Origin of the sequence: Streptomyces sp. NBC_00224, from assembly GCF_041435195.1 — a bacterium.
In the GTDB taxonomy this organism is placed as follows: Bacteria; Actinomycetota; Actinomycetes; order Streptomycetales; family Streptomycetaceae; genus Streptomyces.
Genome location: NZ_CP108106.1, coordinates 6,526,444 through 6,541,282, shown reverse-complemented (window position 1 = coordinate 6,541,282; position 14,839 = coordinate 6,526,444). Strand labels below are relative to the sequence as shown.

At 74.4% G+C, this 14,839-nt stretch carries 10 protein-coding genes; 3 read left to right on the top strand and 7 right to left on the bottom strand.

Annotation, left to right across the window (positions count from 1 at the left end):
* Positions 1 to 2 precede the first annotated feature (2 nt).
* A complete protein-coding gene (gene eccB / locus OG965_RS29310) occupies positions 3 to 1,556 on the bottom strand; it encodes a type VII secretion protein EccB (RefSeq protein WP_371655036.1) in 1,554 nt (517 codons plus the stop codon).
* A gap of 207 nt (positions 1,557 to 1,763) precedes the next feature.
* On the opposite strand from eccB, the gene eccE reads away from it, so the two are divergent.
* The 3 genes from eccE (at position 1,764) to OG965_RS29295 (ending at position 7,202) form a co-directional block, all read left to right on the top strand.
* Positions 1,764 to 3,044: a type VII secretion protein EccE gene (gene eccE, locus OG965_RS29305; RefSeq protein WP_371655035.1), complete on the top strand. Its 1,281-nt coding sequence runs from the start codon at positions 1,764 to 1,766 to the stop codon at positions 3,042 to 3,044.
* Positions 3,044 to 3,805: a hypothetical protein gene (locus tag OG965_RS29300; protein ID WP_371655034.1), complete on the top strand. Its 762-nt coding sequence runs from the start codon at positions 3,044 to 3,046 to the stop codon at positions 3,803 to 3,805. The genes eccE and OG965_RS29300 overlap by 1 nt, the downstream gene beginning before the upstream one ends.
* A gap of 259 nt (positions 3,806 to 4,064) precedes the next feature.
* Positions 4,065 to 7,202, top strand: coding sequence for an SCO5717 family growth-regulating ATPase (locus tag OG965_RS29295; RefSeq protein WP_371655033.1), 3,138 nt, complete (start codon positions 4,065 to 4,067; stop codon positions 7,200 to 7,202).
* 67 nt (positions 7,203 to 7,269) lie between these two features.
* On the opposite strand, the gene OG965_RS29290 is transcribed toward OG965_RS29295, so the two are convergent.
* The 6 genes from OG965_RS29290 to OG965_RS29265 form a co-directional block, all read right to left on the bottom strand.
* Positions 7,270 to 7,788: a hypothetical protein gene (locus OG965_RS29290; protein ID WP_371655032.1), complete on the bottom strand. Its 519-nt coding sequence runs from the start codon at positions 7,786 to 7,788 to the stop codon at positions 7,270 to 7,272.
* A complete protein-coding gene (locus tag OG965_RS29285; protein WP_371655031.1) occupies positions 7,766 to 9,073 on the bottom strand; it encodes a WXG100 family type VII secretion target in 1,308 nt (435 codons plus the stop codon). Before OG965_RS29285 ends, OG965_RS29290 begins: the two co-directional genes overlap by 23 nt.
* 10 nt (positions 9,074 to 9,083) lie before the next feature.
* Complete coding sequence (locus tag OG965_RS29280; RefSeq protein WP_371655030.1) at positions 9,084 to 9,374, bottom strand: DUF6317 family protein; 291 nt, start codon at positions 9,372 to 9,374, stop codon at positions 9,084 to 9,086.
* The gene (locus OG965_RS29275; RefSeq protein ID WP_371655029.1) at positions 9,371 to 9,766 is read right to left on the bottom strand and encodes an SAV_915 family protein; all 396 of its coding nucleotides are present in this window, start codon (positions 9,764 to 9,766) and stop codon (positions 9,371 to 9,373) included. Before OG965_RS29275 ends, OG965_RS29280 begins: the two co-directional genes overlap by 4 nt.
* Before the next feature lie 218 nt (positions 9,767 to 9,984).
* On the bottom strand, positions 9,985 to 10,941 hold the full coding sequence (locus OG965_RS29270) for a bifunctional riboflavin kinase/FAD synthetase (protein WP_371655028.1): 957 nt from the start codon (positions 10,939 to 10,941) through the stop codon (positions 9,985 to 9,987).
* Between the two features lie 63 nt (positions 10,942 to 11,004).
* Positions 11,005 to 14,769 carry a trypsin-like peptidase domain-containing protein gene (locus OG965_RS29265; RefSeq protein ID WP_371655027.1) on the bottom strand — a complete coding sequence of 1,255 codons (3,765 nt, stop codon included), beginning with the start codon at positions 14,767 to 14,769 and terminating at the stop codon, positions 11,005 to 11,007.
* Between the last annotated feature and the right edge of the window lie 70 nt (positions 14,770 to 14,839).

The following is a 14,839-nucleotide window of genomic DNA, read 5'->3' as shown; positions in this document are numbered from 1 at the left end:
CCCTACGAGCCCTGGGGCTGGCGGGCGCTGTTGGTGTCGAGCCGCGGGCCCTTGGACAGGAACTCCGACCAGTTGATGGGCACCAGGGCCGGGGTGACCTTCTCGTATCCGAGGCGCTGCTGCGCCTGGCTCGGCTCGGGACGGCCGTCGTCCTGCTTCTGCTGGTCGCCGGTGCCGATGTCGGAGCGGGCGGCGTCGCTGTCCCCGTTGGCCTGCACCGCGTACCGCAGCCCGGTGTCGGTCACCAGGAAGAGCGAGCCGTCCGGCTTGGTCTGCTTGCCCTGCACCTGGGTGTAGAGCAGGCCCGTGCCGGGGGTGACGTATGTGCTGGTGCCGCCCGCGGTGATGGCCGCCGGGTACTCGGTGCCCGCCCAGGTGGAGAGCGTGGTGCCGCCCTTGTCGTCGACCTTGCGCAGCACGCTGCACACGGTGCTCCGCGCGCCCGGAGCGGCCGCGCCGCCGCCCGCGTTGACCTGCTTCGCCTTCTTCTCCGGCCAGTTGTTGGCGGCGCCGAAGTAGTCGGGCTTGGGGGCGATGGAGGCCGCGTCGACATCCTTGACGTCGCCGCGCATGCCGAGCTTCGTGGTCTGCGGGGAGTTGAGCAGCAGCCAGGCCGTGAAGTCGGAGACGGGCTGGACCTTCCCCTGTAGTACTACGTACTGCTGGGGGCCCGCGCCGGTCTGGGCGCGCAGCACCATGCCGACCTTGTCCTCCTGCGGCGAGAGGCCGCCGCCGGTGCCCGCCGGGGCGCCTACGGTGCCGGGGATCGCCGGGAAGTCGACCGGGGTGCCGTCGCCGAGGGTGGCCAGCCAGTCGTCGGTGACGGGCTGCGGCTGCTCGTCGGCGCCGAAGAGCGTACGCGCGAGCAGATCACCGGGGGCGCCCTTGACCAGGTACTTGGTGCCCTTGGCGTCCACCACGTAACGGGCCTTGTTCTTCTGGCCCTGGACGTAGAGCACCTGGCCGCCGGCGAGTCGGCGCTTGTCGTCGGTCAGCTTGAAGTCGCGGTCGGCGAAGACGAACGCGGCCTTCTGGACCGAGTCCTTGCCGCCGCCGGGCTGCTCGCAGACCGCCCAGCGCTTGGCCTTGCCGGCCTCGGTCGCGCCGGGCAGCCGGTCCGGGGCGTACGGAATGCCCAGGATCGGGCCGCGCGAGAGCTTGCCCGAGTCCAGGATGTCGTCGCTGACCTGGATGACGTCGAACTTCTGCGGATCGAGCATCAGCCGCGCCGAGGCCAGGTTGAGCACCGGGTGGAGCAGGACCTTCTTGTCCTTGCCCTTGCCGGTGGACAGGACGACGTAACGGGTCGTCGACTGCTTGCCGACGATCACCTTGGCGCCGGGGGTGTCCCAGCCCTGCGGCGCCTTGGGCTTGAACATCCCCCAGGCGCCGAAGCCGGCGAGGCAGAGCGCGGCCACGATCACGCTCGGCACGATGGCCTTCAGCGGGCGCGGAGCACCTTCCTCCGTGCCCGTGGGAGACGGTTGCAGAAACGCCGCCACCGTGCGCTTCTTCGCAAAGGTGTACGCGTTGAGCTCGTCCCGCCGTGATGCCATGCGCCTCTGTCTCTCCCCGCGCGGCCCCCTGATCGGACCTGGTCCTGCGGTCCCCGGGCCTCGATTGTCAGACCGGCCCCCTACTATGCCTGTTGACCGAGGGTGCCTGTGGGGCGGGTAGGGTGAAGCCGCCGTCAAGACCCCTTGCCGAGCTGGGGGAATCCGGATGTTTTGGGTGCTTGCGCACGATTGGGGGGTGGTGGAGTGATGGCGTCCGCGACGCGTGTGCGGCCTGCCGCCACCGGACCGTCGGCCCCCGCCCAGGGAGCCTCCGCACCCCGGCTGAAGGCCCGGCCCGGACACTTCGGGTCGTTCCGACTGCAACAACTCGTACTGGTGGAGCTCGCCGCCGCCGTGCTGCTCACCGCGTGGGTGATCGACACGCTGATGCTGGTGCCCGCCGGCGTGGTCGCCGCGCTGCTCGTGCTGCTCGCGGTCGTCCGCCGCCACCGCCGCTCGCTGCCCGAGTGGCTGAGCACGGTGCTGGCGCTGCGCGCGCGTACGCGCAGGGCGGCGAGCCTGCCGGTCCCGGAGGGCACGGAACCGGGCTTCGCCCCCGCGGTGGAATGCGACCCGGCACTGCGGACGTACACGTTCGGCGACCGCGACCGCCGCCCCGTCGGCATGGTCGGCGACGGCACCTTCCTCACCGCCGTCCTCCAGGTCGAGATGGACGCCACGGCGCTGCGCCCGGAGCGCGGCACCCGCCCGCTGCCGGTCGCCCTCGTACGGGACGCGCTGGACGTCGACGGCATCCGACTGGAGTCCGCGCAGATCGTCCAGCACACCCAGCCCGCGCCCGCCCCGCACCTGCCGCAGCAGTCGGTGGCCGCCCGCAACTACGCACCGCTGCAGGCCCAGACCGGCTCCCCCGCGGTGCGCCTCACCTGGATCGCGCTCAAGCTCGACCCCGAGCTGTGCCCGGAGGCGGTGGCGGCGCGCGGCGGCGGTCTGACCGGCGCCCAGAAGTGCCTGGTGCGCGCGGCGGACCAGCTGGCGAGCCGGCTCACCGGCGCCGGGTTCCGTACGACGGTCCTCACCGAGCAGGAGCTGACCGGCGCCATCGCCACCTCGACCTGCGCCAACCCGATGGCGATCGCCCAGGCGGGCCGCGCGGGCACGCCGGGGCGGCGCACCCAGGAGACCGCCAGGACCTGGCGCTGCGACGACCGCCGCCACACGACGTACTGGGTGGGCCGCTGGCCCCAACTGGGCGGCGGCGGGGCCTCGATGCCGCAGCTGGTCGCCCTGCTCACCTCGCTTCCGGCGCTCGCCACCACGTTCAGCCTGACGCTGGCCGCCGGCGACCGCCAGGAGGTCACACTCACCGGACACGTCCGGATCACCGGCCGCAGCGACGAGGAACTGGTCGTCGCCCGCCGGGAGCTGGAGCGCACCGCGCGCGGAGTCAAGACCGGCCTGGTGCGCCTGGACCGCGAACAGCTGCCGGGCATGCTGGCCACACTGCCGCTCGGGGGTGCGCGCTGATGACCACGTCCTCTGTCTCTCCTGTCACTCCGCCCGCCTCTCCCGAGGTACGCAGAGGGCGCGCCCGGATGGGCTTCGGGCTGCTCGGGCCGCGCCGCGACCGGCACGCGCTCTCCGCCGACCAGGTGGCGGCCCTGGCACTGCCCGTCGGCGACGACGGCATGGTCATAGGCGTGGACGCGGAGGGCCGCCCGTCGGTCCTCGGCATCAACCGCCCGACCGCGTACGACGTGACGCTGATCGGCGGCCTCTGGACGGCGCAGGTGCTCGCGCTGCGGGCGGCCGCGACGGGAGCGCGCGTGACCGTGGAGACGGGCCGGGCCCCCGCGTGGACGGCGCTCGCCCAGGCGGCGGGCGGCGGCCAGCAGTGCATCGCGCTGCACGACGTGGGCCGGGTGCCGCCGCAGGGCGCGTCCGCCGGATCGCCGGTCGTGGTCGTCCGCGACTGCGGGATGCGGCCGCCGCGCGGGCGGGTGGTCTCGGGGCCGTGGCAGTCGGTGCTGACACTGCTGCCGTATCTGAGCCCCGTGGCGCCCCGGTTGCTGGAGAAGTCGGATCTGGTCGGTGTGCAGCGGGTCTCGCCGGACGAGGCCGCGCAGATCGGGCGGATCATGCACCTCCCGCAGGCCGAGACGGAGGCGCTGTCCACGCTGGCGGACGGGGTGACACTGTGGTGCAGTGCCCGCGACCGCCAGTTCGTGATGACCCAGGCCACGGACGCGGAGACCGGACTGCTCGGCTCCGCCCGGCGGATGGACTGAGCGGTCCGCGCCGCGCGCGTTCCGTCACAAAGACCATTCCGTCACAAAGACCATAAGGAATTGAGCAGGTACGACTGACCCTGACCGGGTACGTGAAGGTTCGTTCACACTCCGGCCACACGGCGACGCCCTGCTGTCACTTGACGGCAGCGTGCGGGCACGACGTGATGGAGGGGACAGTCGGTGAGGGGTGGCCGGGCCTGCCGGTGCGGTGTTGTCGGCGATTAGGCTGGGACGGCCTGCGAACGAAAGGAATCCGGTGAACAGCGATCAGGACCAGTTCCGCACCGGCGGGAACGCGCGCGACGAGAATCGGTCCGACGCCGATCCCGAGCCCACGGGTGAGTTCACCATCGACTACACCCCGCCGGCCTGGTACACGCAGAACGCGGCGCCGAGCGCGGACGCGGCGACGCCGCCTCCCCCGCCGCCCGCCGGACCGCCCGTTGCCGTGCCCGGCCTGCCCTCCAGCGGCGGCTTCCAGCCGAACTGGACGACCACACCTCCGCCGCCGGGCCCCGCCCCGGTCCCGGCCCAGACCCCCTCCCCGGAGCCGGCCGCCGAGCCGCAGCCGTTCGGGGGCGGGGACATCGAGAGCGGCGCGACGATGCGGTTCTCGCCGGGCTCCCTGAAGCGGGAGCTCGCGGAGCGGCTGGCCGCGGCGGACGCGGCGAAGGCCGCCGCCGCACAGCCCGACGCCGAGGCTGATGCGGATACGAGTACGGCTACGGGTACGGATGCGGATGTGCCGTCGGGCGCCGCCGTAACTGATGCCGCTCCCGCGCCGGTCGACGCGGCCGTCAAGGACGAGCCCGCTGTGAGCGCTGCCCAGGACTCCGACGGTACGGCCCAGGCCGAGCCCGAAGCCGGGGCCACGGGTCCGGGCGGCTCCGAGGGCACGACGCCGGAGGCCGACGCGGCTTCGGGTGAGCCCGAGCCGAGCGCCTCAGCCCCGGTCGCCGCTGCGGAGACGGCCGGTGCCGAGTCCGCCGCATCGGCCGACACCGACCAGGCGCCCGGCGAGCCCACCGACTTCGCCGACTTCACCGACTCCGGCGACTATGTGACCGCCGCGCCGGTGCCGGCCGAGGCAGCAGATGCCGTGCCCGCCGAGCCCGTTCCCGCGCCGCCGGTCGCCGAGCCGGTTGACGCCGTGGCGGCGCAGGCGGCCGCGGCCGCTCCGACCGACGCCGTACCCGACGCCGTACACGCCGCCGCGGACGCGACCCCCGAGGACGCCGCGCCTCAGGACGCGCCGGGCGCCCCGGCCGAGCAGCCGTGGGCCGCGCCGGCCCAGCAGCCTGGGCTGCCGCCGTTGCCGCCCGCGTACCAGCCCGCCGCGCCCCCGTCGGCGCCGCAGTGGCCCGTACCGGCGTCGCAGCAGCAGCCGCAGGCCGGACAGCCCGCGTGGCCGCTGCCGCAGGGCGACCAGCCGCCTGCCCAGGCCACGCCGAACGTTCCGGCGCCGCAGCCCGTACCGCCGACGGCCCACCAGGGCGGCTTCCCGCTGCCCCAGCCCAACGCCCCGGCCCAGCAGGGCGGCTACGGCTTCCCGCACCCCGGCACGCCGAACACCCCGGCTCCGGCTCCGACCGCCGACCCGAACGCCCCTGCCCCGCAGGGTGCTTACGGCTTCCCGCACCCCGGCACGCCAGGCGCACCCAGCGCCCCGACCCCGGCCACCGCCCCCAACACCCCTGCCCCGCAAGGCGGTTACGGGTTCCCCCAGCCGGGCACGCAGGGCGCACCGGGCACGCCGAACCTCCCGACCCCGGCCCCGGCGGTCGCGCCCAACGCTCCCGCCCAGCAGGACGGCTACGGCTTCCCGCGCCCCGGGACCCCGGCCGCCGCCGACCCCAACTTCCCCGCCCCGCAAGGCGGTTACGGGTTCCCGCAGCCGCCCCAGGCCCCGAACCCGCCCGCGCCGCAGGCACCCCACGCGCCCCAGGGCGGCTACGGCTTCCCGCAGCCGGGCCCGGCCAGTACGGCCGCCGATGCCCACCTCCCCGTACCCCACCTCCCCGTACCCCACCAGCAGGCCCAGCCCCCGGCGCAGCCGCTGCCCCAGGCGCAGCCGCCCGCCGGGCCGGTGGATCCGCGGAGCGGGGCCGCCTGGCCCTCCCCCGTGGCGCACGACCAGCGCGAGCGGTCCGTGCCGGGTGCGCCGCTCGGGTACACGGCGGCCGTGGAGCTCTCCTCCGACCGGCTGCTGCGCAACAACAAGCAGAAGGCGAAGAGCAGCCGCAACCCGGGCAGCGCCTCGCGCTTCAAGTTCGGCAGCAAGAAGGAGGAGGCGGAGCGGCAGCAGAAGCTCAACCTCATCCGGACCCCGGTCCTCTCCTGCTACCGGATCGCCGTGATCTCCCTCAAGGGCGGTGTCGGCAAGACGACGACCACGACGGCGCTCGGTGCGACGCTGGCGACCGAGCGGCAGGACAAGATCCTGGCGATCGACGCCAACCCGGACGCCGGCACGCTCGGCCGCCGGGTGCGCCGCGAGACCGGGGCCACCATCCGCGACCTGGTCCAGGCGATCCCGTACCTCAACTCGTACATGGACATCCGCCGGTTCACCTCGCAGGCCCCGTCCGGTCTGGAGATCATCGCCAACGACGTCGACCCGGCCGTCTCCACGGCCTTCAACGACGAGGACTACCGGCGGGCGATCGACGTCCTGGGCAAGCAGTACCCGATCATCCTCACCGACTCGGGTACGGGTCTGCTGTACTCCGCGATGCGCGGCGTCCTCGACCTCGCGGACCAGCTGATCATCATCTCCACCCCGTCCGTCGACGGTGCGTCGAGCGCGTCCACGACCCTGGACTGGCTCTCCGCGCACGGGTACGCCGACCTCGTCCAGCGCTCCCTCACCGTCATCTCCGGGGTCCGCGAGACCGGCAAGATGATCAAGGTGGACGACATCGTCCAGCACTTCCAGACGCGCTGCCGCGGGGTCGTGGTGGTCCCGTTCGACGAGCATCTGGCGGCGGGCGCCGAGGTCGACCTCGACATGATGCGGCCCAAGACGCGTGAGGCGTACTTCCATCTGTCGGCGCTGGTGGCCGAGGACTTCATCCGGGCCCAGCAGCAGCAGGGCCTGTGGACCGCGGACGGCAACCCGCCGCCGCACCTGGCCCCGCCGATGCCGGGCCACCAGCAGGCCCAGCAGCCGGGCCAGCCGTTCCCGGGACAGCAGGGACAGCCGGGTCAGCCGGGTCAGCCGGGTCAGCCCGGGCCCGGCCAGCAGGCGCCGGGGCAGCCGATGCCCCAGCAGCCGTACCCGGGTCAGCCGATGCCGCCCCAGCCGTACGCCCCGCAGCAGCCGCAGCCGCCCCAGCCGTACGGCGGCCAGCAGCCCCCGCAGGCGTGGCAGCAGCCGCAGCCTCCGCAGCAGTAGCCAGGGCAGACGCGAAAGGGCCCGTGCGGTCGTGACGACCGCACGGGCCCTTCGCTGTTCTCCCGCGCTAGCGGGCCATCGCGCGGCGGGCGCCGACCTCGGAGGGCAGCTCGCGGACGAACGTGGCCGCACACATCGTGCCCAGCCACCACGCCATCACCGCCGGCAACAGCGGCAGCATGAGCAACATGAGGCCCCGGCTGCTGACCCCACTCGCCGCGCCCCGCCGCGCGTCCCGCTGCCGCGCCCAACTCTGCGCGGGCGTGGGCGGGTCGGCGAGCCGCTCGCGGATCTGCCGGCGCCCGCGCACCCATCCCCAGGCCAGACCGACGACGGCCGCCGCCCCTTCGACGACGTAACTGGCCTCGCGCCAGCCGTCGGGCAGCCCGGAGACCAGGCCGTCGAAGAGTGCGCCGGCGGCGGCGCACACCAGGACCGCCGTCAGCAGGGCCGCACAGCCGAATCCGGCGCGCCGCAGCCAGTAGCGCGGACCCCTGCGGTACCACGTGGTCCCGACCACGGGCAGTTTCGCGGGAGTCGTGCTCTTCGCGGGAGTCGTGCCCTCAGAAGAGGCTCGTGAAGCCATGCCACACCTTTTTCGCTCCGTCCTTGGCATCGCCGCCGAGTCGCTTGACGTCCCCCCAGGTGTCGGACGCCACGTTGGCGGAGCCGTGCAGGATGCCGCCGACCACGCCGTGGTCGTGGATGTCCTCGCTCCAGTGCTCGTGGAACGCCTCGTCGAGCAGGTCCGTCGTACCGATGATCACCAGGCCGCCGACTCCGGCGACCACGGCCACCGGCACGGTGATCTCCGAACTCGCCACCAGGGCGACCGCGGCGGTGCCGGCCGCGAGCCCGCCCAGTGCCGCACCCCCGTCCACCACCACCGAGTGCGTCCACGACCAGCCCTTGTCGTGGTCGTCCTTGGCCTCGATGAGGCCGCACACGCTCGCCGCGGCGACGTCCACGACCGGGATCTCCTTGAGGAACTCCGGCAGCTTCTCCAGGCTCTTGCCCAGCCGCAGCGCTTCCGCCGCGTCCCCGACCTTCACATTGAGGGCGTGGTCGTACGGGAGCGCCGAACTGCCGTGCTCGGCGCGGGCGATGTCGGTCTCCAGGCCGTCGAGCCTGGTCAGCGCGTCCTTGTAGGCGAGCCGGGCCGGGGAGTCCTTGGGGAGCGTCCTCCCCTGCTTCTGCCACGCACCGCGCTCGGTGCGCAGGTCCTTCTTCGCCTCGGCCGCCTCTTTCCTGGCGTCGTCCAGCTTGGTGGCGGCGTCGTGGCCCTTGACCCGGGTGCGCTCGGAGTCGTACGCGTACAGGCCGCGCAGATAGTCGGCGATGGTGACCTTGTCGCCCTTGGACACCTTCGAAGTGTCCTCCTCGTACAGCTTGTTGAGCGCCTCGGCGGCGTCGAGGCGGGCCTGCTGGGCCGCGTGCAGGATGTCGGTGCGCACGGCCCCGTAGTTGGTGAGCCCGTCGATCGCCCTCTGCTCGTCGGGATGGGGCGGGTTGTTGGTCACCAGCTGGCCGGGGACGCCCTTGGGGCCCATCGGGACGCCCGCCTTCACGGCGACGTCCTCGGCGTTCTGCAGCGCGCTCTCGGCGGCCGAGAGATGGTCGGCCAGCGTGCAGAGGATCTCGCCGGTCGCGTGGACCAGCTCCGCGAATCCGCCCGCCGTCAGCGCGTCCTCGCTCCACTTGGCGCGGAACGACTCGGCGGCCTCGCCCTCCCAGGCCGCGTCCTTGGCCAGCCGCTCGACGACCGTGCCCAGCGGCTTCACGATCGATTCGAGGTCGTGCTTGGCGTTCTTGTAGGCGTCGCCCATCGCGCGGATGCCGCCGATGTCCCCGCCCACCCAGCTGTCGCTCACCGCGCGCCCTTCACATCAGGTCTTCGAAGAGGCCGTGCACATCGATGTCGTTGCGCTGCATCGAGTCGTGCGCGTACTTCACCTTGTCGCTGTTGTCCTCCAGCCGGTCCGACAGCTTGTCGTGCAGGCCCGCTATCAGGTCGGCCATCGACTTGACCGCCGCGTCGCACCCGGCGTCGCCGGAACCGGCCACCGCGGGCTTCACGTTGGCGTGCATGCCCCGGTAGATGCCGGCTTCCTCGTGGAAGGTCGACGCCATCGAGTCGAGGTCGGCCAGGATGATCTTCACATCGGCGCTCATGCGCCTGCCCCGTTCTCTCCGTAGGTACGCTCCAGGTCCTCCGGCTGCCATCTGCGGCCGCCCGGCGCCACCTCCGGGTCCAGGCGCACCTTGGGCAGCCGGGCCTCCCGCATCGCCTCCGCGAACGGGCCGATGGAGACGGCGATCCAGGGCTGCACGGGGCCGAGCGCGTCGACCAGCTTCGCCACGGTGCTGAAGGCCACCGGGACCGGCGGCCCCGAGGGCGGTCTCAGCAGCTCGAAGTCGACGCGCGGGGCGGCGCCCTGGGCCGGATAGCGCGGGTGGGCCGGGACGAACACCGGTGTGTGGTACGGGGGGACGCCGGGTTGCGCGGTCCTGGCCGCGTCGACGCCGACGATGCCGAGGATCCGGGACGCGTTCGGTTCAGCCACGTGTCTCAACCTATGCGCCGCTCCAGTTCGCCAATGCGACGAAAACCGCCCAAAGCCTTCACCCATAGTCAATGGATGCCAGGTCTTGGGCGGTTTCTGGTCACTGGTTGACCATCGTTTGACTGGTGCCAGGCGCTGCGCTGGAGATGCGGTGATTCGGCCGCGGACCGTGCGTGGCCGGTCGCGCAGTTCCCCGCGCCCCTACCGGACGCGGCTGATCAGGCGCGTGCCTCGTACGCCTCGATCAGCTCGGTCGAGCGCTTCACATCGCGTGCGATCGCTTCGAGCAGCGCCTCGATCGACTCGAACTTCTCCTGCCCGCGCACATACGCGAGGAAGTCGACGCCGACGTGCAGCCCGTACAGATCGAGCCCGACGCGGTCGATCGCGTACGCCTCGACCGTGCGCTCGGTGCCGTCGAACTGCGGGTTGGTGCCGACCGAGATCGCGGCGGGCATCCGCTCGCCGTCGGCCGTGAGCCAGCCCGCGTACACGCCGTCCGCGGGGATCGCGGTGTGCGGCAGGGTCTCCACGTTCGCCGTCGGGTAGCCCAGCTCGCGGCCGCGCTGCGCGCCGCGCACCACGACACCCTCGACCCGGTGCGGGCGGCCCAGGATCTCGGCCGCGCCCTCCACGTCGCCCTCGCCGACCAGACGCCGGGTCAGGGTCGAGGAGAACGGCTGCCCGCCGCCCGCCTCGCCGCTGACGAAGAGGTCGATGACGTCCACCTCGTAGTCGTACGTCTCGCCCAGCTCGGCCAGGAACTCCACGTTGCCGGCCGCCTTGTGGCCGAAGCGGAAGTTGGGGCCCTCGACGACCACGCGCGCGTGCAGCTTGTCGACGAGCGCCTTGACCACGAACTCGGCCGGCGACAGCTTCGAGAACTCGCTGGTGAAGGGGAGGATGAGCAGCGCGTCCACGCCGAGGCCCGCCATCAGCTCGGCGCGCCGGTGGTGCGGGGCGAGCAGCGGCGGGTGGCTGCCGGGGCGCACGACCTCGCTGGGGTGCGGGTCGAAGGTCACCACGACCGACGGGATGCCCAGCTCGCGGGCGCGCTCCACGGCCCGCCCGATGATCACCTGATGACCGCGGTGCACCCCGTCGTAGGAGCCGATGGTGACGACGCTGCGTCCCCAGTCCTGGGGAATGTCCTCCAAGCCACGCCAGCGCTGCACTGTGACCGCTCCTCGCCCGAAACTCGCCCGAAAACCGAACCCGTGTACCTGAGAGTAGGCCTCTCACACAGGTCTAAGACTGCCATGCCCGGCGTGCTCGGCCCGCATCGGCATGGGCACCGCAAGCGTCTCGACCGTACGGCGGGCGCTCGGCCCGATCACGGCCGACCACTCGTGCGGTGCCTGGACCAGCCAGCCCGCCACCTGAACGGCGAATTCCGGTACTTCCCTGGCCAGCTCGACGACCCGGCGGTCGAAGCAGGAGGCCCCTTCGGGGGTGCGCACCAGGAGCAGCCCGGTGCGGTGGACCAGGTCGCGGGTGCGCGCCTCGGGGCGCGCCTCGGCCCCCAGCGCCGCGGCCCTCAGCAGGGCGTGCAGCACCGCCGGGTCCCGCGACTCGTACCGCTCGAATTCGAGGAGTACGTCCAGGAGCTCGGCCCGCAGGGGGCGCGAGGTGCGGCTGCCGGGCGCCGCGAGCACCGGCGCCAGCTCCTGCCGCACCTGCGGCGAGCAGCCCCGCAGTACGGACGTGACCAGCGGGAAGAGCACGGCCCTCGCGGCCGGTCCGTACTCCAGGCGCCGCTCCACGAACGCGGCGGCGTGGGCCGCGCCCTCGGGGTGGCGGTCCAGATAGCCGCGGACCAGGGCGGCCGCGCGGCGGGCGAGCGCGGGCGTGTTGATCTCGGCGAGCGCCTCCAGCACCTCGGCCCCGGCGTCCCCGGGCTGGTCGAGGCGCGTCTGGAAGGCGGCGAGCACCGGCTCGGGGTGGGTGGTGAGGGCGGCGACGAGCGCGGCGGCGGGCAGCCGGGGATCGCCGCCCGCGTACCGCGCGAGCGTCTTGTCGAGGTAGCGGGTACGGGTGCGCGGGTCGCGGATGAGCAGACCGAGCGCGGCGCCGTGCAGGGGGGTGTCGGCGGACCGGGCGAGCAGGGCGAGCGCGGCGTAGCGCAGCAGGTCGCGGTCGGCGCCGGTGGTGACGTACGGCGCGACGCGCGGCCCGTACGCGGCGGCCGCCACCCGGCGTTCGGGCCGGTCGTCGTGGGCCCAGCGGTCCACGGCCCGGCAGAGCGCGGACGGCTCGTCCTCGGCGAGCGCGTCCAGGAGTTCGTCGGCGCGGGCGTGCGCGGTGGTGACCAGCGCCTCGGTGAGGTCGTCGATGGCCAGCGAGCGGCGGGCGTAGAGCAAGGCCTGCGCGGCACCGGCGACGGTCGGGCGCATCTCGCTGCCCGGCGGCGCGGGCAGCGGCCGCTCGTCGGTGAACCACCGGCACAGCAGCGGCTGTACGCTCCGGGGCTCGGCCGCGAGCCGCCGGTCCACGGCGTCCAGGTACCGCTCCCACTCCGGCGCCCCGCCCGGCGCCCCGTCGGCGGGCACGAGCCGCCGCATCAGCTCCATCCGGCGGTCGTCGCCGATCCGCAGCCGCTGCCAGAACCACGGCCCGAACTCCCCTAGCCCGCCGAGCCGCCCCGGCCCGCCCGCGCGCACCGACCGCTCGCTGATCCGGTCCGCGAGCAGCCGCAGCACACCGAGGTACGGACGGGGCTCGGGCACCCGCAGCAGCGTCTGCCCGAGCAGCTGGACGGCCCACCAGCAGGCGTCCTCCGTCCGGTCCGGCTCGGCCGCGCCGGGCCCCGCCGCCAGTCGGCCGAGCGCGTCCACGAGCTTCTCCAGGCGCGGGGCGAGCCGGTCGGCCCCGTGTTCGCGGTCGAGGAGCAGCAGGGCCTGCAGGACGGGGCCGATGCGGTGCCGGGGGACGGGGAGGGTACGGGGCTCGTCCTGCGGGGCCGCGGGTTCCGTCCCGGGTGCGGGCGGCGGCGGCCCCGGCCGGAACCGCCGCCCGCGCCTGCCCTCCTCACGACGGGGGGTGCGCCGCTGGTCGGGGACGCCGGGGTGCGGCGGCCCGGCGGGTTCCTCACCCTCGCCCGCGTTCGCGGCGGCGCGCGAACCCGGCGGTGGCGGCACATACGCCGCCCCGTCGCCGCTCTCCCCGCCCGGCCCGCTGGTGCCCGGGCGGGACGGCAGCCGGGCCGGGGCCCGGTCGGCGGCGGTGGGCGCGTCCTCGCACCAGCGGTGCACCAGGGCGTGCAGGGCCGCGTCCAGGTCGAGGTGGGCGGCCTGGAGCCAGTCGGCCAGCTCCTCGTGTGCGAAGCGGTAGCCGGAGCCCGCCGGGACCAGCAGGCCCTCGGTGAGGACCGCCGACGCCCAGCCGGTGCGCCAGGGGAAGATCTCCTCGAAGTTCTCGCGGTCCAACTCGCCCTGGCCGGGGCCCAGGCAGCGCCGGGCCGCCTCGTGGACCCGGCCCGCGACCCGCGCGGCGAGCCGTCGTACGGCCGTGCCACGCAGCGCGGGGCGCCGGGCGGCCGCCAGCCGTACCGCGATGCGCAGGCACATCAGGTCCAGATGGGCCGCGAAGACGTCCTCGCGGCCGGGGCGGCCCGGCACCTCGCCCGGCAGCGCGTCGCGCACCTCGGCGATCAGCCGCAGCGTCAGCGGATGGCGCCCGGCGCGGTCGGCCAGGGCGCCGTCCGGGATGCCGTACCGCTCGCGGACCCGGGCGGCCTCCTTGCGGGAGAGGTCGCCGATCCGCACGGCGTGCGGCAGCCGGGGTGCCTCGGCCGGGTGCAGCGCGTCCGGCGGGAAGAGCGCCCCGGCCTGCTCCCAGTGCTCGGGCCGGCAGGCGACCACGAGCCGCGCTCCGGCCTCGCGCAGCCACGCCGCCGTACCGGCCGTCCACTCGGGCAGCCGGTGCGCGAGGACGGGCGGCATCTCCTCGGGCCCGTCGAGCAGGACGAGCAGCGGGCGCCCGGCGTCCGAGGCCAACCGTGCCACCCGGTCCGGGGTGGCGCACTCCATGTCGCCGGGGGCGCCCGCGGCCGCCACGATCCGGCCCGCCTGCCGCAGCGCCCGCGCCACCGCGTCGGCCACCGAACCGTCGCCCGCGCGCAGATCCGCGCCGCGCAGCCACACCGTGGGGGCGGGCTCCGCGCCCCGGGCGCGGCGGGCGGCGAGTGCGGTGAGCTCGGTGGTGCGGCCGGTGCCGGGGTCCCCGACCAGGCCGAGCACACTGGCGCTCCCGGCCGCGAAGTCCGTGAAGTGCCGTACGGTGAGCCGCCGTTCGACCGGGTCCTGCCGGACGTCCGGCCCGCCGGCCGAGCCCACCGAGGTCGCGGTGAGCTGGAGCGCGCCCGCCAGGTTCAGGTCCTCGCCGTACCCCGGCACGGTCGCCGCGTTGCGCCGCAGCAGCTCTTCGAGCGGGCCCCCGTCGGGCCGCAGCGGCACCGCGAACCCGGCCGCCCGGTGCGCCGCGTGCAGCGCGGTGGCGAGCACCCCGAGCACCGCACCGGTCGCCGCGTCCAGGACCGGCCCGCCCGCCGCCTCGCCGCCGAGCCGCAGCGCGTCGGCGCCCTCGGTGCCGATCGCCAGCTCCAGGGCGGAGCCGAGGAGGTGGAAGCGGTCGGTGGCGGTGTAGGTGACGGGCGACTCGCCGAGCACCCGCGCCTCGCGCCAGCCGTGCGCGGCGATCCGCACGTACGTGCCCGCGGCGACCGACTCCCGGGCGGCGACGGGCAGCGGCCGCACCCCCAGCCCCTCGGTGCGCACCAGGGCGAGTCCGGCCTCCGGCAGCGGGGTGACCGCGTCGACCTCGGCGAGGCAGGTGCGCTCGCCGGGCGCGTGCAGCACCACCCGGGTGAGCCCGTCCACCACCTCGTGACTGGTGACCACGGTGCCGCGGTCGTCGGCGACGAAGCCGGTGCCCCGGGTACGTCCCGCCAGATCGCAGATCCGTACCAGCGTCTCCCGCCCCCCGTCACCGTCCCCGCGTCCCATGTCCGAAACGGTAGTTCTGGGATGATCCGCCCGAGAAGAACGCGAGGCGAAAGCGCCCCCCAGTGCACCC

What these genes read in the sequence shown, in the direction of transcription:
- OG965_RS29300 (WP_371655034.1), top strand. Translation starts at nt 3,044, where the DNA reads ATGACCACGTCCTCTGTCTCTCCTGTCACTCCGCCCGCCTCTCCCGAG.
- OG965_RS29280 (WP_371655030.1), bottom strand. Translation starts at nt 9,374, where the DNA reads ATGAGCGCCGATGTGAAGATCATCCTGGCCGACCTCGACTCGATGGCG.
- OG965_RS29290 (WP_371655032.1), bottom strand. Translation starts at nt 7,788, where the DNA reads ATGGCTTCACGAGCCTCTTCTGAGGGCACGACTCCCGCGAAGAGCACG.
- eccE (WP_371655035.1), top strand. Translation starts at nt 1,764, where the DNA reads ATGGCGTCCGCGACGCGTGTGCGGCCTGCCGCCACCGGACCGTCGGCC.
- OG965_RS29265 (WP_371655027.1), bottom strand. Translation starts at nt 14,769, where the DNA reads ATGGGACGCGGGGACGGTGACGGGGGGCGGGAGACGCTGGTACGGATC.
- eccB (WP_371655036.1), bottom strand. Translation starts at nt 1,556, where the DNA reads ATGGCATCACGGCGGGACGAGCTCAACGCGTACACCTTTGCGAAGAAG.